Origin of the sequence: Nocardioides anomalus, from assembly GCF_011046535.1 — a bacterium.
Lineage (GTDB): Bacteria > Actinomycetota > Actinomycetes > Propionibacteriales > Nocardioidaceae > Nocardioides > Nocardioides anomalus.
In genome coordinates, this window is sequence record NZ_CP049257.1 from 410,633 (window position 1) to 426,994 (window position 16,362).

The window sequence follows — 16,362 nt, forward strand, 5'->3', positions numbered from 1 at the left end:
CCATCCCGGTCGGGGCCGTTCGTCGTTCAGTCCTGCTCGGCCAGGAACGCCTCGAGCACCTCGGCCAGCCGCTCCGGTGCCTCCTGGGCCAGGTAGTGGCCGGCGCCGTCCACCCGCGCCCCGGTGACCCGGTCGGCCACCGCGCGCAGGGTGGTCTCGGTGAAGGGCCCGCCCGCGCTGCCCACGGCCAGCACCGGCGCCGACAGACGGTGGGCGGCCAGCCGCCGGAGCTCGTCGCCGTCGTGCAGCAGCGAGCGGTAGAGGCCGGCGGCGCCCGTGAAGCCGCCGTCCCGGGCGTACGCGCGGACCAGCTCCGCGCGGTCCGCCGCGGTCAGGACCGGCTCCGTCACGCCGTACGACGGGTAGAGCAGGTCGGCGAGGAACGCCTCCTCGCGACCGCGCAGCAGCACTTCGGGCACGCCGTCGGTGACGAGGGCGCCGATGTACCACGCGCCGCCGTGCCGGACGTCGGCGAACGCCTCGGCGCCGAAGCCGGGCAGTCCGGTCTCCACGGCGACCAGACTCCGCACCAGCTCGGGGTGCGCGGCGGCCACGCGGTAGACGACCTGGCCGCTGAGGTCCTGGCCCAGCAGGTGCACGGGCCCGAGGTCGAGGTGGGCGAGGAGCGCGGCGACGTCCTCGGCCGCGCTCGCCGCGTCGAAGCCGGGCGACGCGACGGCGGAGTCGCCGAACCCGCGCAGGTCGAGCGCCACCACGCGGTGTCGCCGGGCCAGCAGGGGGAGCCAGGTGCCGGAAGGCCCACCAGGACTCCGGGAAGCCGTGGACCAGGACGACCGGCGACCCGGAGTCGCCGAGGCGCACGTGGTGCAGCCGGGTGCCGTTGACCTCGGCGGTGGCGTGGACGGCGCCCTCGAGGGTGGTGGGGGACGGGGTGGCGGTCATGGGAGCTCCAGCGGTGGACAACGTGGTTGTCCAACAGAAGCAATCGACAACCTGGTTGTCAAGTAGGGTCCTCCCGTGGACTCTCCCGGGGTGAGGCTGGCGCTGCTCCTGCTGAGCGGCTACCAGCGGCTGGTCGACGAGGTCACGGGCGAGCTGGCCCGCCAGGGGCACGTGGACTTCCGGTCCAGCCACGAGTACGCCCTCACGGCCGTGGGTGCGGGCGCCACGACCATCTCGGAGGTCGGCCGCCGGCTGGGCGTCTCCAAGCAGGCCGCGGCCAAGACCGTGGGCCTGCTCGTGGACCGGGGCTACCTGAGCCGGGCCGAGGACCCCGACGACGCCCGCAGCACCCGGCTCGAGCTGACGCCGAGCGGGCGCGAGGTCAGTCGGCTCGGCGCCGCGGTCTTCGACACCCTGCGCGCCCGGTGGGCCGAGCGGGTCGGGCTCGAGGGCGTGGAGGAGGTCGAGCGGCTGCTGGGCGACCTGGTCGGCGACGCCCCCGTCGACCCGGGGTCACCGGGGTGGGTCTCGCAGGTCGCGGGCTGAGGCGGCGCGGGTCTCGACCTGTGCGAGACTGACCAGCGCGGGAGGGGAGTATTCCTTCGCCGCGGGTCCGTCAGCACGAGCCGCCCCTGCCCGCAGGGCGTGGCTCCGGGCCCGCGGATCGCCGTACGGCGGTGGAAGAGACCTCTGGCGGACAACGCTGCCCCTTCACCCCGCACAGGAGTTCTCGTGGACATCCCCCTCTGGCTCTGGGCGACCACGATCGTGGTCACCGTCGGCTTCCTGCTCTTCGACGTCCTCATCGTCGGCCGGCGCCCGCACGAGCCGTCGACCAAGGAGGTCACCCGCGACCTCATCGGCTACGTCGGGGCGGCCATCGTCTTCGGCATCGCCGTGTGGGTGCTCGCGGGCGGTCGGTACGGCGGGGAGTTCTTCGCCGGCTGGCTGACGGAGTACAGCCTGTCGATCGACAACCTCTTCATCTTCATCATCATCATGACCAAGCTGCAGGTGCCGCGGCAGTACCAGCAGACCGCGCTGCTCATCGGCATCGTCATCGCGCTCGTCATGCGCGGCATCTTCATCGGCGTCGGCGCCGCCGCGATCAACCAGTTCAGCTGGGTCTTCTACCTGTTCGGCCTGTTCCTCATCTACACCGCGTTCAAGCTGGCCAAGGACGACGACCACGACGACAGCCAGTACGACGAGCCCCGGATCGTGCGCTTCGCCCGCGACCACCTCAAGGCGAGCACGGAGTGGAACGGCGTCAAGCTGTTCTCGCGCGAGGGCGGCGCGCGGGTGGCCACGCCGATGTTCATCGTCGTGCTGTCGCTCGGCATGACCGACCTGCTCTTCGCGCTGGACTCGATCCCGGCGATCTACGGGCTCACCAAGGAGCCCTACCTGGTCCTCACCGCCAACGTCTTCGCGCTCATGGGGCTGCGCCAGCTCTACTTCCTCATCGGCGACCTGCTCAAGCGGCTGGTCTACCTGTCCTACGGCCTGGCCGTGCTGCTCGCCTTCATCGGCGCGAAGCTGATCCTGCACGCCATGCACGAGAACGAGCTGCCGTTCGTCAACGGCGGCGAGCACATCTCGTGGGCCCCCGACATCCCGATCTGGCTGTCCCTCGTGGCCATCGTCGGCATCCTCGGCGTGACGACGGTGCTCAGCCTGGCCAAGGACGCGCGCGACCGCCGGCAGGAGAGCTCGACGAGCTGAGCCGCCGCGCCACCTCGGCGCAGGCCCCGCGCAGCTCGGCCGGCTCGACCTCGCTCAGGTCGACGTCGAAGCGGGTGAGCAGCCCGACCAGCCCGGTCCACGACCACGAGCCGGCCACCAGGCGGCAGCGGCCGTCGGGCAGCGGCTCGAGCGTCGCGTCACCGACGTACGGCGCGACCTCGTGCGGCTCGAGGTCGAGCACCGCGCTGCCCACGCACGGCCAGGTGTCGGTCCCGCTCGAGCCCTTGGCCCGGGCGCCGAGCCAGGTGGCGACGTCCACGTCGCCCGGGAGCGCGCGGCGCGAGAACCGGGGTCCGCCCGGGGTGCGCAGCGCGATCCGGTCCACGCGGAACGTGCGCCAGTCGTCGCCGTCGCCGTCCCAGCCGACGAGGTACCACCGACCGGCGCGGGCGACGACGTGGTGCGGCTCCACGCGCCGGACCCGGTCGCCGTCGCCGTAGGAGAACCGGACCCCCTCGCGGGCCCGCACCGCCGTGGTGAGCGCGAGCAGCACCTGCGGATCCGCGGACGGCCGCGGGTCGCCGAGGTCGACCTCGAGGGCGTCGACCCGGGCGCGCAGCCGGGCGGGCAGGAGCTGGCGCACCGAGGCCAGGGCGCGCTCGGCCGCCTCGCCCACGTCGGCGCCGGACGCGGCTGCCGTCCGCAGCGCGACCGCCAGGGCCACCGCCTGCTCGTCGTCGAAGAGCAGCGGCGGCAGGTCCGCGCCGGCCTCGAGCCGGTAGCCGCCGGCCGGGCCCATCGCGGCGCTCACCCGGTAGCCGAGCTCGCGCAACCGGTCCACGTCGCGGCGCACCGTCCGGTCGCTGACGGCCAGGCGCTGGGCCAGCAGCGAGCCGGGCAACTCCCGCCGGGTCTGCAGCAGCGAGAGCAGGGCCAGCATCCGCGCGGTCGTCCCGGGCACGGCGCCACCCTCCTCCGAGTCCCGGACACCACCTGTCCTGGACTGAGGCGAGGGTAGCGGCACCGCGACCAACTGGGCGCGGACACCGAGATCGAGCCACCCAGCAGGAGCAGCCATGACCATCGCCGTCACCCCCCACCTCAACTTCCGCGGCCAGGCCCGCGCCGCCCTCGACTTCTACCGCTCGGTCTTCGGCGGCGAGGTCGTCGTCCTCAGCTACGCCGACATGGGCCAGGGCCAGGACCCCGCCACGGCCGACCACGTGGTCTGGGGCCAGGTCTCCTCGCCCGACGGGTTCCGGGTCATGGCCTACGACGTCTACCCCCACCTGCCGCTCGACCCGGGCCAGGGGGCGTTCTTCGTCTCGGTGCGCGGCTCGGACGCGGAGGAGCTGCAGGGCTACTGGGACGGCCTGGCCGAGGGTGCGACGGTCACCGCGCCACTGGCGCCCTCGGCCTGGGCGCCGCTCTACGGGATGCTCACCGACCGGTTCGGGATCACGTGGGTGCTCGACGTCGCGACGGCGTGACGGAATGCACCGGCACCGGTCGGGCGTTGGGACAGGTGATGAGCGACCTCTCCCTCTCCGTCCTCGACCTGGTGCCGGTGCGCACCGACCAGTCGACCTCCGATGCGATCGCCGCCTCGCTGGCCCTGGCCCGCACCGCCGACGCGCTGGGCTACACCCGCTACTGGCTGGCCGAGCACCACAACATGCCGGCCGTGGCGGCGACCAACCCGCCGGTGCTCATCGGCATGGTCGCCTCGGCGACCGAGCGGATCCGGGTCGGCTCGGGCGGCGTGATGCTGCCCAACCACGCGCCGCTGGTCGTGGCCGAGCAGTTCGGGCTGCTCGAGGCGGCCTTCCCGGGCCGCATCGACCTGGGGATCGGCCGCGCGCCGGGCACCGACCCGGTGACGTCGTACGCCCTGCGCCACGGCGCCGGCGGCGTCAGCGACGAGGCCGTGTCCCGCTTCCCGGAGTACGTCGAGAACGTGCTGGCCATGATGGAGCCCGAGGGTGTCGGCGTCTCGGTGGCGGGGCGCACGCACGCGCTCAAGGCCACGCCGGTCGCGCGCTCGGTGCCGACGATCTGGCTGCTCGGCTCCTCCGACTACTCCGCCCGGCTCGCGGCGGAGAAGGGGATGCCCTACGTCTTCGCCCACCACTTCTCCGGGTCCGGCACCGCCGAGGCGCTCGAGCTCTACCGCCAGAGCTTCCGGCCCTCGCCCGAGCTGGCCGAGCCGCGCACCTTCCTGACCGTCAACGCGGTCGTGGCGCCCGACGCCGACGAGGCCGAGCGGCTGGCCCTGCCCAACCTGCTGATGATGCTCTCGCTGCGCACCGGCGCCCCCCTCGGCCCGCAGCTGCTGGTCGAGGAGGCGGAGAAGGTCGAGGTGCCGGACGCGCACCGCCCGCTGCTGGAGGCCATGCGCGCGAAGTGGGTCGTGGGCGACCCCGCGTCGGCCCGCGAGCAGCTCGAGACCCTCGCCACGACGTACGGTGTGGACGAGGTGATGGTCCACCCCGTGGCCGCCGCCCACGTGGGCACCGACCCCACCACGAGCCCGACCCGCGAGGAGACGCTGTCGCTGCTCTCTCGAGTTGGGGATCGGCCGCTCGCCGTCTAGACTGACTAGTCGGCCCAACATGGGTCTGTCTGTTGGCGCCTCGCGGCTGCCCGGACCAGACGGCCAGGTCCCGTTCACGCGGGTCCTGACGTGTGCCGGGGATGAGGCGTCCAGACGACCTGATGAGGTCCACTCCCGCCGATCGGGAGAGGTTCGCGGGCCGAACGGTAGACACCGACCGACCACAGATCAACTACGGACAAAAGGGAGACATGCCGAAGAAGGAAGGCGTGATCGAGATCGAGGGCACCGTCGTGGAGGCCCTCCCCAACGCCATGTTCCGCGTCGAGCTGAGCAATGGCCACAAGGTCCTCGCCCACATCAGCGGCAAGATGCGCCAGCACTACATCCGGATCCTCCCCGAGGACCGCGTGGTGGTGGAGCTGTCCCCCTACGACCTGACGCGTGGCCGGATCGTCTACCGGTACAAGTAACCAGCCGAAAGAGGTCCGACCGTGAAGGTCAACCCCAGCGTCAAAGCCATCTGTGACAAGTGCAAGGTGATCCGTCGCCACGGCCGCGTCATGGTGATCTGCGAGAACCCGCGCCACAAGCAGCGCCAGGGCTGATCCGCAGCCAGCACGACCCGCACCACCACAACTGAACACCTACATCGTGCGCGCTAGCGCCGTACGCCGCCCCGGCGCCGTACCGCGTGAAGCCACCCCCGGAGCAGACGGCCGGGGCCTCGCCGCGGCGAGGACGCGCCACGACCGACACCGCTGCGAACCACACACGAAGGAACACCACATGGCACGCCTCGTTGGTGTGGACCTCCCGCGCGACAAGCGCGTCGAGGTCGCTCTCACCTACATCTACGGCATCGGCCGCACCCGCGCCCAGCAGCTGCTGGCCGCCACCGGCGTCGACCCGAACACCCGCGTCCACGCCCTCGGCGACGACGACCTCGTCAAGCTCCGCGACGAGATCGAGGCCAACTTCCGCATCGAGGGTGACCTCCGGCGCGAGGTCCAGGCCGACATCCGTCGCAAGATCGAGATCGGCTCCTACCAGGGCCGCCGCCACCGCCAGGGCCTGCCGGTCCGCGGTCAGCGCACCAAGACCAACGCGCGCACCCGCAAGGGTCCCAAGCGCACCGTTGCCGGCAAGAAGAAGGCGAAGTGATCTGATGCCTCCCAAGGCACGCGCCGCGGCCAAGAAGGTCCGCCGCAAGGAGAAGAAGAACGTCGCTCAGGGCGAGGCCCACATCAAGAGCACGTTCAACAACACGATCGTGACGATCACCGACCCGACCGGTGCGGTGATCTCCTGGGCCTCGGCCGGCACCGTCGGCTTCAAGGGCTCGCGCAAGTCCACGCCGTTCGCCGCGCAGATGGCCGCCGAGGCCGCCGGGCGCCGGGCGATGGACCACGGCATGAAGAAGATCGACGTCTTCGTCAAGGGCCCGGGCTCGGGCCGCGAGACCGCGATCCGCTCCCTGGGTGCCATCGGCCTCGAGGTCGGCACCATCCAGGACGTCACGCCCACCCCCCACAACGGTTGCCGCCCGCCCAAGCGCCGGCGCGTCTGACCCCGAGACGAAGAAGGAGACTGAACCATGGCCCGCTACACCGGCCCCATGACCAAGAAGTCGCGCCGTCTCGGTGTCGACCTCGTCGGAGGCGACGCGGCGTACGAGCGTCGCCCCTACCCGCCCGGCCAGCACGGCCGCGGCCGGATCAAGGAGAGCGAGTACCTCCTGCAGCTCCGCGAGAAGCAGAAGGCCCGCTACACCTACGGCGTCCTCGAGAAGCAGTTCCACAACTACTACACCGAGGCCTCGCGCCGTCCCGGCAAGACCGGTGACAACCTGCTCCAGCTCCTGGAGTGCCGCCTGGACAACGTGGTCTACCGCGCCGGCTTCGCCCGGACCCGTCGCCACGCCCGCCAGCTGGTGAGCCACGGCCACTTCCGGGTCAACGGCAAGAAGGTCGACATCCCGAGCTACCAGGTCTCCGCGCACGACGTCATCGACGTGCGCGAGAAGTCCCTGGAGATGACCCCGTTCATCGTGGCTCGCGAGACCCACGGCGAGCGGCACGTCCCGGCGTGGATGGAGGCGCTCCCCAACCGGATGCGCATCCTCGTGCACTCGGTCCCGGTCCGGGCCCAGATCGACATCCCGGTCCAGGAGCAGCTCATCGTCGAGTACTACTCCAAGAAGTAGTGCTCTCCGCCCCCGACCGCAGCCGCGGTCGGGGGCACACACAACTCCACACCGCCGCCACGCACAACGTTCGGGCCCCTCATATAGCGGTCGGACCCGGAAAGGAAAGATCTAGTGCTCATCGCACAGCGCCCCACCCTGTCGGAGGAGTCCGTCGACGAGTTCCGCTCGCGGTTCGTCATCGAGCCGCTGGAGCCCGGCTTCGGCTACACCCTCGGCAACTCGCTGCGTCGCACGCTGCTCTCCTCGATCCCGGGTGCCTCGGTCACGAGCATCCGCATCGACTCGGTCCTCCACGAGTTCTCGACCATCGAGGGCGTCACCGAGGACGTCACGGAGATCATCCTCAACCTCAAGGGCCTCGTCGTCTCCTCCGAGCACGACGAGCCGGTCACCATGTACCTGCGCAAGTCCGGTGCCGGTGACGTCACCGCCGCCGACATCACCCCGCCCGCGGGCGTCGAGGTGCACAACCCCGACCTGAAGATCGCCACCCTGTCCGACAAGGGCAAGCTGGAGATGGAGCTCGTCGTCGAGCGCGGCCGCGGCTACGTCTCGGCCGTGCAGAACAAGGGCGCCGACAACGAGATCGGCCGGATGCCGGTCGACTCGATCTACAGCCCGGTCCTCAAGGTGACCTACAAGGTCGAGGCCACCCGTGTCGAGCAGCGCACCGACTTCGACAAGCTGGTCATCGACGTCGAGACCAAGCCGTCGATCCGGCCCCGCGACGCCATCGCCTCGGCCGGCAAGACCCTGGTCGAGCTCTTCGGCCTGGCCCGCGAGCTGAACGTCGAGGCCGAGGGCATCGACATCGGCCCGTCGCCGGTCGACGAGCAGCTGGCCGCCGACCTCGCCCTCCCGGTCGAGGACCTGCAGCTGACCGTCCGCTCCTACAACTGCCTCAAGCGCGAGGGCATCCACACCGTGGGTGAGCTCATCAGCCGCTCGGAGCAGGACCTCCTCGACATCCGCAACTTCGGCGCGAAGTCGATCGACGAGGTCAAGGCCAAGCTCCACGAGATGGGCCTCTCGCTCAAGGACAGCGCGCCGGGCTTCGACCCGCACGCGGCCCTGGCGGCGTACTCCGACGACGACTACGACGACGCCTACGTCGAGGACGAGCAGCTCTGACCCCACCGACCCGCGCCCGCGGGTCGTCTACCCCGGTACCTGACACGGCCGGAGAGAACGGAAGATCGCGATGCCCACTCCCAAGAAGGGTGCCCGCCTCGGCGGCAGCCCGGCCCACCAGAAGCTGATCGTCTCGAACCTCGCCACGGCGCTGTTCGAGCACGGCCGGATCACCACCACCGAGGCGCGCGCCCGCGTGCTGCGGCCGGTCGCCGAGAAGCTGATCACCAAGGCCAAGCGGGGCGACCTGCACAACCGGCGCGAGGTCCTCAAGACCATCCGCGACAAGTCGGTCGTGCACACGCTGTTCACCGAGATCGCGGTGACCTTCGCCGAGCGCCCGGGCGGCTACACCCGGATCACCAAGATCGGTCCGCGCAAGGGCGACAACGCCCCCATGGCGGTCATCGAGCTGGTGACCGAGAAGTACGACCCCAAGCCGGCCCGCGGCACCGCCAAGAAGACCGCCGCGGCCCCGGCCGCTCCGGTCGCCACCGAGGAGACCGGTCCGACCGAGCTCGTCGACGAGGCCTCCCCCGAGGAGAGCGTGGTCGCCGAGGCCGAGGTCGAGGAGACCGGCGCCGACACCGCGGGTGACGCGGCCGAGGGCGAGGACACCTCCGACGCCGAGGCCGCGCCGACCACGGACGACCCGGCCACCGAGGCCGCCGAGGAGGACGCCGCTCCGGTGGAGCCCTCCGACGAGGAGTCCGACAAGGCCTGACCCAGGCCCCAGCACCACCACGACGGCCCGTCCCCGACCCGGGGGCGGGCCGTTCGTCAGGTCAGGGTCGAGCGCAGCCGCTCGTACGCCGCGCGCTGGACCCGCTCGTTCAGCGGGGTCGGCACGCCGTGCCGCCGGCCGAGCAGCACGATCTCGCCCGCGCGGAAGTCGACCTCCGTCCCCGGTGTCCCGCGCTGCAGGCTCTGGCCGAGCGAGTTCGACCCGCGCGCGTCCGCCCGCACCTGGAGCAGGTCGCCGCGACGCTCGCGGTCGGCTTCCTGGGTGACCAGCGGAGCGCCGGCGGCGGCCAGCACCGCCTCGCACTCCGCGCGCAGCGCCTCCCGCAGCTCCTCGGACGCGTCCGGGAGCACCACCCCGGCGTCCCCGACCGCGTTGGTGACCAGCTTGCGGTGCTTCCAGGCCATGATGTCGGGCCGCGGGACGGAGGCGAACCCGGCCGAGCGGAGGTCCGCGGCCACCTGCTCGGCGAGTGCGTCGGTCCCGGTCGGGTAGCGCCCCACGTCGAGGATGCCCGGGACCGGGTGCGACCCCTGGACGACGAGCCCCGGCTCGAGGTGCTCCGACGGCAGCATCACGGTGATGCCGTAGGTGCGGGCGAAGCGCCGCAGCGTGGCCGGCTCGTTGCTCACGCCGTTCTGCAGGCAGACCACCGCCGTGCTCGGCGGCGCGTGCGCCATGAGGTCGGCCAGGGCCGCGTCGGTCTGGTGCGCCTTCACCGCCAGCAGCACGACCGGGCCGTCGCGCCAGTCGACCTCGGCGGCGGAGTCGGTGGCGTCGGTGCGGACCACCTCTCGTCCGTCGGCGGTGTCGAGGGTGAGCCCGCGGGCGCGGATCCGGGCCAGGTGCTCCCCGCGCGCGACCAGCGTGACCCGGTGGCCGGCCAGGTGCAGGCGGGCGCCGACGACCCCGCCGACGGCGCCCGCGCCGTACAGGACGTAGGACGAGGACACGGGTCCATCCAACCGCACCGGCGCCGCCGCGGGCGTGGTAGGCAGAGGGCATGGAGCGCGGCGTGCTGGTGGTCGGGGAGTCGCTGGTCGACATCGTGCAGACGCGCAGCGGCCACCTCCACGAGTACGCCGGCGGCAGCGCGGCCAACGTCGCGGTCGCGCTGGCCCGGCTAGGGCGCCCGACCCGGCTGGCCACCGCGTTCGCCGACGACCGGCACGGGGCGATGGTGCGGGCGCACCTGGAGGAGTCCGGGGTGGCGCTGGCCTGCGACCCGGGCGCGGTCGAGCGGACGTCGACGGCGCGGGCCACCATCGGGACGGCCGGCGCGGCGGAGTACACCTTCGACCTCGACTGGCGGCTCCACCCGGTGCCGCCCGAGGAGGACCCGCTGGTCGCCCACACCTGCTCGCTCGGCGCGGTCCTCGAGCCCGGCGCCGACGACGTCGTGGCCCTGCTGGGCCGGCTGCGGGAGCGGTCGACGGTCAGCTACGACGTCAACGCCCGGCCGGCGGTGACCGGCACCGGTCCGGTGCTCGTGGAGCGCGTGGAGCGCGTGGTCGCGATCGCCGACCTGGTCAAGGCCAGCGACGAGGACCTGGAGGCGCTCTACCCCGGCCGGCCGTACGCCGAGTCCGCGGCGGCGCTGCTGGCCACCGGCCCGGCGGTGGTCGTGGTGACCCGGGGCGCCGACGGCGCGCTGTGGCTGGACGACGCGGGCCCGGTCGAGGTGGCCTCGGAGGCCGTGGAGGTCGCGGACACCATCGGGGCCGGCGACACCTTCGGCGCCGGTCTGCTCGACGCGCTCTGGGAGCGGGGCCGGCTGGGCGCCGAGGGGCGCGAGGCGCTGCGAGCGCTGCCGCGCGAGGAGGTCGTCGAGGTGCTCGGCCACGCGGCCCGGGCGGCCGCGGTCACCGTCTCGCGGCCGGGGGCGGACCCGCCGTACCGCCACGAGCTGGACTGAGGGCTACATCGCCTCGAGCACGCGGCCGGCGTACTCCAGCAGCGCGTCGGTGTCGTAGGGGTGACCGGTGATGCTGAGCGAGATGTTCAGGCCGTGGTCGCCCTTGACCAGGATCAGGCCGGAGACGACGGTGTCCTCGCCCTCCTGTCCGGGCAGGACCACCGCCCAGCCGCGGTCGGCGTCCGGGACCTCGACCGCACCGGGCAGGGCCTCGTAGGTGTAGCTGTCCGCGGGCATGTCCTCGTCCGCGCGGGTGGTGGCCTGGACGGCCACCAGCACGTCGCCGCCGTAGTAGAAGCAGTCCGCGGCGGAGGGGTCGTCGAAGCTCGAGGGCTGAGGCATGGCCTGCCCGGCGCTGGCTCCGAAGACCGCCGTGAACACGTCCGGTGGGGTCACCGTGCACGCGTCGAAGGTGACGCCGTCCGGCGCGAGGACCCCCGGCGCCGAGCGCGGGAGCTCCGGCGCGAGCGACGGCAGCTCCACCTCAGCCGCCGTGCTGGCCGCCGAGGGGCTCGCCGACTCGCTGGCGGCGGCCGCCGGCTCGGGGTCGTCGTCGCCGCAGGCCGCGAGGGGTACGGCGAGCAGCAGCAGGGTGCCGGCGGTCACGAGGGCGTGCTTCACGGCCCAGATCCCACCAGAGCGGGGACGGCCAGGACAAGCCCCGCGTCAGGGTTCAGCCGACGGGCGCGCCCACCGCCGCGGCCTCGGCCGCCGGGGCGAGGAACGCGTGCACGAGCGGGACGACCGAGGCACCCTCGCCGCTGGCCGCCGCGACCCGCTTCATCGACCCCGCCCGGATGTCGCCGGCGGCGAAGACGCCGGGGATCGTGGTGGCGAGGTTGGCCGGCGGCACGTCGTCGACCCACTGCTCGCGCGGCACGTCGCGGCCGGTGAGGATGAAGCTGTTCTTGTCGCGCGCGAGCTCCGGCGGCAGCCAGTCGCAGCGCGGCTCGGCGCCCAGCAGCAGGAACAGGCCGCGGGCCTCGACCCGCTCGCGCTCCCTGGTGTTGGTGTCCTCCAGGCTCAGCCATTCCAGCGCGCCCTCGCCGCCGCCGTCGACGACGCGGGTGCAGGGTCGCACCGAGATCCGCTCCTGGTAGCCGATCTCCTTGATGAGGTAGTCCGACATCGTCTCCTCGAGCCCCGGCCGGCGGACCACGATGGTGACCGACGAGGCGAAGCGGCACAGGTGCAGCGCGGCCTGGCCGGCGGAGTTGCCGCCGCCGACGACCACGACGTCGTAGCCCTCCATCTCGCGCCCCGCCGTCATCGCGGCGCCGTAGTTGACGCCGTTGCCGACCAGGTCCTCGAGGGCCGGTACGCCGAGCTTGCGGTAGGCCACCCCGTTGGCCACGAGCACCGAGCGGGCGCGGACCGCGTCGTCCTCGCAGCGCAGCACGTGCGGCTCGCCGTCGGTGCCGACCTCGAAGCCGGTCACCTCCCAGCCGGTGAGGAACCGGGTGCCGAAGCGGATGGCCTGGTTGCGCGCGCGCAGCGCGAGCCGCATCCCGGAGATGCCGCGCGGGAAGCCGAGGTAGTTGCGGATCATCGAGCTGGTGCCGGCCTGGCCGCCCACGGCCTCGGCCTCGAGCACCCGGACGCTGAGCCCCTCCGAGGCGGCGTACACCGCGGCCGCCAGGCCGGCGGGCCCGGCGCCCACGACCGCGAGGTCGACGACCTCGTCGGCGTCGTCCTGCGAGCGCGGGTAGATCGAGCGGGCCACGTCCTTGACCGACCGGGCCTGGACGGCCCGGCGGCCGGGCCACCACACGACGGGGTACGTCGGGTCGTCGGTGCCCATCTCCTCGAACAGCCGCGGCATGAACTCGGCCAGGTGCGGGTCGGTGGGGTCGTAGAGGTTGTTCTGCATGCCCATCCGGTCCAGGAAGTCGCGGATGGCCATGGTCAGCCCGTCGTGGACCGGCGAGATGACCTTGGCGCTGACCACCTCGGGCTGCGGGACGGTCGCGGTCCAGTCCGAGAGCAGCTCGGTGATCGCGGTGTGGAACTCCTCGTCGCGGTTGCCGCGCGGCATGAGCAGGTAGGCGTCGAACTTGCCCCGCGCCAGCCCCGGCCGCAGCTCGTCGGCGTCCTCGAGGAAGTAGTCCCAGTGCGCGGCCACGACGCGCCGCGCGGTCGGGAGGACCACGCGGAAGCGGTGCATGGCCTCGAACATCGACACGTCGGGCAGCCGCGAGTCGCTCACGAACAGCGCGACGGCCTCGCCGCCGTCCTTCAGCTCCTGCGCGAGCTTCTCCGCCTCCAGGCACGAGCGCGCCGAGCGGAGCTGGTAGTCGTAGCCGTAGCGTCGGTAGAACACCTCGAGCAGGGTGTCCGCGTAGTGCTCGGAGACCAGGATGATGACTGGGTTCGCCACGCTCCCACCCTATTCAGCGAAGCAATCCCCTCAAGGTCTGCGCACCAGCGCAGGTCGTGGTCGCGCTCGAGCGCCGGGGGGCAGCTGGAGCACGGTCTCGAACTCCGCGGCGTAGGCGTCACGCCACGTCCTCTTCGGCAGGTCCTCGGGGCAGAGCACGCCGACCCGGTGGGCGCAGCTCCGCGCGGAGCAGCCGATGGGTGCGCGGGCCACGGTGGCTCGGTGTCCGGGTCGGCTTGAGAGGATGCCGGGGTGCGGATCCGCCTCGACGTCGCCTACGACGGCACCGGCTTCCACGGCTGGGCCGCGCAGCCGGGGCTGCGCACGGTCGAGGGCGCCCTCGGCAACGCCCTGGCCACCGTGCTGCGGGTCGAGGCGGTTGAGCTGACCTGCGCCGGGCGGACCGACGCGGGGGTGCACGCGCGCGGCCAGGTGGTGCACTGCGACCTGCCCGACCCGGTCGTGGAGAGCGGGCTCGACCGGCTGGGCCGGCGGCTCGACGGGGTGCTGGACGCCGACGTGCGGGTCCGCCGGGTGGCACGGGCTCCGGAGGGGTTCGACGCGCGGTTCTCCGCGGTGTGGCGGCGCTACGCCTACCGGATCGCGGACCGGCCGGAGACCGTGGACCCGCTGCGCCGGGCGTCGGTGCTGGCCTGGGGCCGGCCCCTCGACGCGGCGCTGATGAACCAGGCCGCGCAGGCCCTGGTCGGCGAGCACGACTTCGCGGCGTTCTGCAAGCGCCGTGAGGGCGCCTCGACCGTGCGCGAGCTGCTCGAGCTGGTCTGGTCGCGCGAGGCCGACGGGCTGCTGGTCGCCCACGTGCGGGCCGACGCGTTCTGCCACAGCATGGTCCGCTCACTGGTCGGCTGCGCGCTGGCCGTGGGCGAGGGGCGCCGGCCCCCGGAGTGGGCCGGCGACGTCCTGGGCGCCGGCGTGCGCGACTCCGCGGTGCCCGTGGCGCCGGCGCACGGGCTGACGCTGGAGGAGGTCGGCTACCCGCCCGAGGCCGAGCTGGCCGCGCGGGTCGAGGTCACCAGGGCGCGTCGTGGTTGAGGAGCACTACTTCACCGCCGACCCGTCGGTGCCGTTCGCGCGCGAGCCGTTCGAGGCCACGGTGTGGGGCCGGACCCTGCGCCTGACCACCGGCTCGGGGGTCTTCGCGCGCGGCCGGCTCGACGTCGGTACCGCCGTGCTGTTCCGCGAGACCGAGCCGCCCGCCGGCGGCCGGGTCCTGGACCTGGGCTGCGGGTACGGCGTGATCGGGCTGGCCGTGGCCGCCGCGGTCCCCGACGCCGTGGTCACCGGCGTGGACGTCAACGAGCGCGCGGTGCTGCTGGCCAACGAGAACGCCGCCGCGCTCGGGCTGGCCGACCGGTTCCGGGCGAGCACCGCGGACGGTGTAGCGCCCGAGGCGACGTACGACGAGCTCTGGTCCAACCCGCCCATCCGCATCGGCAAGGACGCGCTGCACGCGCTGCTGCTCACCTGGTTCGCCCGGCTGGCGCCGGGCGGGCGCGCGGTCCTGGTCGTGGGCAAGAACCTCGGGGGCGACTCGCTGCAGCGCTGGCTGGGCGACCAGGGCTACCCGACCGCGCGGATCGCGTCGGCCAAGGGCTTCCGGGTGCTGGAGAGCCGCCGCGCCGACTAGCTGTCGCGCAGGGCCCGGACCAGCTCGGACTTGTTCATCCCCGAGCGGCCCTCGATCCCGATCTCGCCGGCGCGCTTGCGCAGGTCGCGGACCGTCCACTCGTCGTAGGACGGCGACGAGCCGCCCTTCTTGCCGACCTCCGTGCGCGAGGTGTTGCTGGCCGCGTTGGCGATGCGGGCGGACTTCTGCTTGCTGTTGCCCTCGTCGCGCAGCTTCTCGTAGAGGCCCTCGTCCTTGACGCTCGGACCCGGTGACTTCTTCGCTGGCATGACGGGGCGGTAGCCGGACGCGGCGCGGTCATGCCTGGCCCAGGGCACGGGTCGTGGTGGAGGATGCGCGGGTGGCACTGTCGGGGGGCAGCGGCGGCCGCTGCCTGTGCGGCGCGGTCGCGTTCAGCGTGCGTGGTCCGCTGCGCGACGTCCTCGACTGCCACTGCCACCGGTGCCGGCGCTTCACCGGTCACCACATGGCGGCGACCAGCGTGGCCACCGCCGACCTCGACGTGCGCGACCCCGAGGCGCAGCTGCGGTGGTACCGCCCGGTCGAGGACGCCGGCTACGGCTTCTGCGGCCGGTGCGGCTCCTCGCTGTTCTGGCGGGGCGGCGACACCCCCGACTCCACCTCGATCTGCGCCGGCGTCCTCGACCCGCCCACCGGCCTGCGCACGGTCGCCGCGTGGTGGGTCGGCGAGGCCAGCGACTACTTCGAGCGCTCGGACCTGCCGGAGCACACGACGGAGCCCTAGCCGCCGCTCGGGTGCCGCCGCGGGCTCAGCAGGCTGTGGGCAGCGGCTCGTAGCAGTCGTAGGAGCTCTGTCGCAGGATCAGCCCGTCGCGGAGCTCGTAGGACACCGCCACGTGCGCGACCAGCTCCGCGCCGGCCGGGATCGGCCCGGCCGCCGTCGCCGCGGTGGCCGTCCACCGCAACCGCACCGCGAGCCGGTCGCCGTCGGCCAGCACGTCGGTGACCTCGTAGGCCTGCCGGGCCAGGAAGCCGGCGGCGTAGGCCTCGAGCATCTCGCTCCATGGCCGCCGGTGCCCGAGCGGGCGGACCAGGCTGGGCAGCTCGACCTGCTCGGCGTCGGGGTGCCAGAACGCCGCCACCTCAGCGGCCGGCGCCTGACGCTCGATGGCAGTCAGCAGACCGCGGACGTACGCCGGCTGGGCATGACCCAGCAGGGGCGTCCAAGCAGGTGCT

Annotated in this window: 22 protein-coding genes; 15 read left to right on the top strand and 7 right to left on the bottom strand. The window is 73.0% G+C overall.

Annotated features, from left to right (window positions below):
• Nucleotides 1-26 precede the first annotated feature (26 nt).
• Nucleotides 27-716, bottom strand: coding sequence for an alpha/beta fold hydrolase (locus tag G5V58_RS02195; protein ID WP_329957552.1), 690 nt, complete (start codon nucleotides 714-716; stop codon nucleotides 27-29).
• Between the two features lie 262 nt (nucleotides 717-978).
• Here G5V58_RS02195 and G5V58_RS02200 point away from each other — a divergent pair, with 262 nt between their 5' ends.
• Nucleotides 979-1,449, top strand: a complete 471-nt coding sequence (locus G5V58_RS02200; protein ID WP_165228371.1) for a MarR family winged helix-turn-helix transcriptional regulator — start codon at nucleotides 979-981, stop codon at nucleotides 1,447-1,449.
• 186 nt (nucleotides 1,450-1,635) lie between these two features.
• Nucleotides 1,636-2,628: a TerC family protein gene (locus tag G5V58_RS02205; protein ID WP_165228373.1), complete on the top strand. Its 993-nt coding sequence runs from the start codon at nucleotides 1,636-1,638 to the stop codon at nucleotides 2,626-2,628.
• Here G5V58_RS02205 and G5V58_RS02210 read toward each other — a convergent pair.
• On the bottom strand, nucleotides 2,576-3,550 hold the full coding sequence (locus tag G5V58_RS02210; RefSeq protein WP_230487011.1) for a helix-turn-helix transcriptional regulator: 975 nt from the start codon (nucleotides 3,548-3,550) through the stop codon (nucleotides 2,576-2,578). The two genes, G5V58_RS02205 and G5V58_RS02210, sit on opposite strands and share 53 nt — an antisense overlap.
• A 115-nt stretch (nucleotides 3,551-3,665) precedes the next feature.
• On the opposite strand from G5V58_RS02210, the gene G5V58_RS02215 reads away from it, so the two are divergent.
• The 9 genes from G5V58_RS02215 (at nucleotide 3,666) to rplQ (ending at nucleotide 9,207) form a co-directional block, all read left to right on the top strand.
• A complete protein-coding gene (locus G5V58_RS02215; protein WP_165228375.1) occupies nucleotides 3,666-4,079 on the top strand; it encodes a VOC family protein in 414 nt (137 codons plus the stop codon).
• A 38-nt stretch (nucleotides 4,080-4,117) separates the two neighbouring features.
• Nucleotides 4,118-5,182 carry an LLM class flavin-dependent oxidoreductase gene (locus G5V58_RS02220; protein ID WP_165228377.1) on the top strand — a complete coding sequence of 355 codons (1,065 nt, stop codon included), beginning with the start codon at nucleotides 4,118-4,120 and terminating at the stop codon, nucleotides 5,180-5,182.
• Nucleotides 5,183-5,394: 212 nt separating this feature from the next.
• Nucleotides 5,395-5,616 carry a translation initiation factor IF-1 gene (infA, locus tag G5V58_RS02225; RefSeq protein WP_011757309.1) on the top strand — a complete coding sequence of 74 codons (222 nt, stop codon included), beginning with the start codon at nucleotides 5,395-5,397 and terminating at the stop codon, nucleotides 5,614-5,616.
• Between the two features lie 21 nt (nucleotides 5,617-5,637).
• On the top strand, nucleotides 5,638-5,751 hold the full coding sequence (gene rpmJ, locus G5V58_RS02230; protein WP_038272979.1) for a 50S ribosomal protein L36: 114 nt from the start codon (nucleotides 5,638-5,640) through the stop codon (nucleotides 5,749-5,751).
• A gap of 181 nt (nucleotides 5,752-5,932) precedes the next feature.
• Complete coding sequence (gene rpsM, locus G5V58_RS02235; protein ID WP_165228379.1) at nucleotides 5,933-6,307, top strand: 30S ribosomal protein S13; 375 nt, start codon at nucleotides 5,933-5,935, stop codon at nucleotides 6,305-6,307.
• A 4-nt stretch (nucleotides 6,308-6,311) separates the two neighbouring features.
• Nucleotides 6,312-6,713 carry a 30S ribosomal protein S11 gene (rpsK, locus tag G5V58_RS02240; RefSeq protein ID WP_165228382.1) on the top strand — a complete coding sequence of 134 codons (402 nt, stop codon included), beginning with the start codon at nucleotides 6,312-6,314 and terminating at the stop codon, nucleotides 6,711-6,713.
• A gap of 27 nt (nucleotides 6,714-6,740) precedes the next feature.
• Nucleotides 6,741-7,349 carry a 30S ribosomal protein S4 gene (gene rpsD / locus G5V58_RS02245; RefSeq protein ID WP_165228384.1) on the top strand — a complete coding sequence of 203 codons (609 nt, stop codon included), beginning with the start codon at nucleotides 6,741-6,743 and terminating at the stop codon, nucleotides 7,347-7,349.
• Between the two features lie 114 nt (nucleotides 7,350-7,463).
• On the top strand, nucleotides 7,464-8,483 hold the full coding sequence (locus G5V58_RS02250) for a DNA-directed RNA polymerase subunit alpha (protein ID WP_165228386.1): 1,020 nt from the start codon (nucleotides 7,464-7,466) through the stop codon (nucleotides 8,481-8,483).
• A 70-nt stretch (nucleotides 8,484-8,553) separates the two neighbouring features.
• Nucleotides 8,554-9,207: a 50S ribosomal protein L17 gene (gene rplQ, locus G5V58_RS02255; RefSeq protein ID WP_165228388.1), complete on the top strand. Its 654-nt coding sequence runs from the start codon at nucleotides 8,554-8,556 to the stop codon at nucleotides 9,205-9,207.
• A 56-nt stretch (nucleotides 9,208-9,263) separates the two neighbouring features.
• Here rplQ and G5V58_RS02260 read toward each other — a convergent pair whose 3' ends face one another.
• Complete coding sequence (locus G5V58_RS02260; RefSeq protein WP_165228390.1) at nucleotides 9,264-10,178, bottom strand: ketopantoate reductase family protein; 915 nt, start codon at nucleotides 10,176-10,178, stop codon at nucleotides 9,264-9,266.
• 50 nt (nucleotides 10,179-10,228) lie between these two features.
• Here G5V58_RS02260 and G5V58_RS02265 point away from each other — a divergent pair, with 50 nt between their 5' ends.
• Nucleotides 10,229-11,140, top strand: a complete 912-nt coding sequence (locus G5V58_RS02265) for a carbohydrate kinase family protein (protein WP_165228392.1) — start codon at nucleotides 10,229-10,231, stop codon at nucleotides 11,138-11,140.
• 3 nt (nucleotides 11,141-11,143) lie between these two features.
• Here the strand turns inward: G5V58_RS02265 and G5V58_RS02270 are convergent, their stop codons facing one another.
• Nucleotides 11,144-11,761, bottom strand: a complete 618-nt coding sequence (locus tag G5V58_RS02270; RefSeq protein WP_165228394.1) for a hypothetical protein — start codon at nucleotides 11,759-11,761, stop codon at nucleotides 11,144-11,146.
• A 52-nt stretch (nucleotides 11,762-11,813) separates the two neighbouring features.
• Complete coding sequence (locus G5V58_RS02275) at nucleotides 11,814-13,517, bottom strand: FAD-dependent oxidoreductase (protein WP_165228396.1); 1,704 nt, start codon at nucleotides 13,515-13,517, stop codon at nucleotides 11,814-11,816.
• Between the two features lie 252 nt (nucleotides 13,518-13,769).
• Between G5V58_RS02275 and truA the strand changes: the two genes are divergently transcribed.
• On the top strand, nucleotides 13,770-14,570 hold the full coding sequence (truA, locus tag G5V58_RS02280) for a tRNA pseudouridine(38-40) synthase TruA (RefSeq protein ID WP_165228398.1): 801 nt from the start codon (nucleotides 13,770-13,772) through the stop codon (nucleotides 14,568-14,570).
• The gene (locus G5V58_RS02285) at nucleotides 14,563-15,165 is read left to right on the top strand and encodes a class I SAM-dependent methyltransferase (protein ID WP_165228400.1); all 603 of its coding nucleotides are present in this window, start codon (nucleotides 14,563-14,565) and stop codon (nucleotides 15,163-15,165) included. The genes truA and G5V58_RS02285 overlap by 8 nt, the downstream gene beginning before the upstream one ends.
• Here G5V58_RS02285 and G5V58_RS02290 read toward each other — a convergent pair.
• Complete coding sequence (locus G5V58_RS02290; protein WP_165228402.1) at nucleotides 15,162-15,434, bottom strand: DUF7218 family protein; 273 nt, start codon at nucleotides 15,432-15,434, stop codon at nucleotides 15,162-15,164. The two genes, G5V58_RS02285 and G5V58_RS02290, sit on opposite strands and share 4 nt — an antisense overlap.
• Before the next feature lie 71 nt (nucleotides 15,435-15,505).
• On the opposite strand from G5V58_RS02290, the gene G5V58_RS02295 reads away from it, so the two are divergent.
• Nucleotides 15,506-15,910: a GFA family protein gene (locus G5V58_RS02295; protein WP_230487012.1), complete on the top strand. Its 405-nt coding sequence runs from the start codon at nucleotides 15,506-15,508 to the stop codon at nucleotides 15,908-15,910.
• Nucleotides 15,911-15,935: 25 nt separating this feature from the next.
• On the opposite strand, the gene G5V58_RS25725 is transcribed toward G5V58_RS02295, so the two are convergent.
• Nucleotides 15,936-16,268, bottom strand: a complete 333-nt coding sequence (locus G5V58_RS25725) for a nuclear transport factor 2 family protein (protein ID WP_230487013.1) — start codon at nucleotides 16,266-16,268, stop codon at nucleotides 15,936-15,938.
• Nucleotides 16,269-16,362 lie beyond the last annotated feature (94 nt).

Excerpts from the sequence above, each read along its gene's own strand:
- G5V58_RS02215 (WP_165228375.1), top strand. The coding sequence starts at position 3,666 with ATGACCATCGCCGTCACCCCCCACCTCAACTTCCGCGGCCAGGCCCGC.
- rpsD (WP_165228384.1), top strand. The coding sequence starts at position 6,741 with ATGGCCCGCTACACCGGCCCCATGACCAAGAAGTCGCGCCGTCTCGGT.
- G5V58_RS02265 (WP_165228392.1), top strand. The coding sequence starts at position 10,229 with ATGGAGCGCGGCGTGCTGGTGGTCGGGGAGTCGCTGGTCGACATCGTG.
- rpsM (WP_165228379.1), top strand. The coding sequence starts at position 5,933 with ATGGCACGCCTCGTTGGTGTGGACCTCCCGCGCGACAAGCGCGTCGAG.
- rpsK (WP_165228382.1), top strand. The coding sequence starts at position 6,312 with ATGCCTCCCAAGGCACGCGCCGCGGCCAAGAAGGTCCGCCGCAAGGAG.
- infA (WP_011757309.1), top strand. The coding sequence starts at position 5,395 with ATGCCGAAGAAGGAAGGCGTGATCGAGATCGAGGGCACCGTCGTGGAG.
- rplQ (WP_165228388.1), top strand. The coding sequence starts at position 8,554 with ATGCCCACTCCCAAGAAGGGTGCCCGCCTCGGCGGCAGCCCGGCCCAC.
- G5V58_RS02290 (WP_165228402.1), bottom strand. The coding sequence starts at position 15,434 with ATGCCAGCGAAGAAGTCACCGGGTCCGAGCGTCAAGGACGAGGGCCTC.
- G5V58_RS02220 (WP_165228377.1), top strand. The coding sequence starts at position 4,118 with ATGAGCGACCTCTCCCTCTCCGTCCTCGACCTGGTGCCGGTGCGCACC.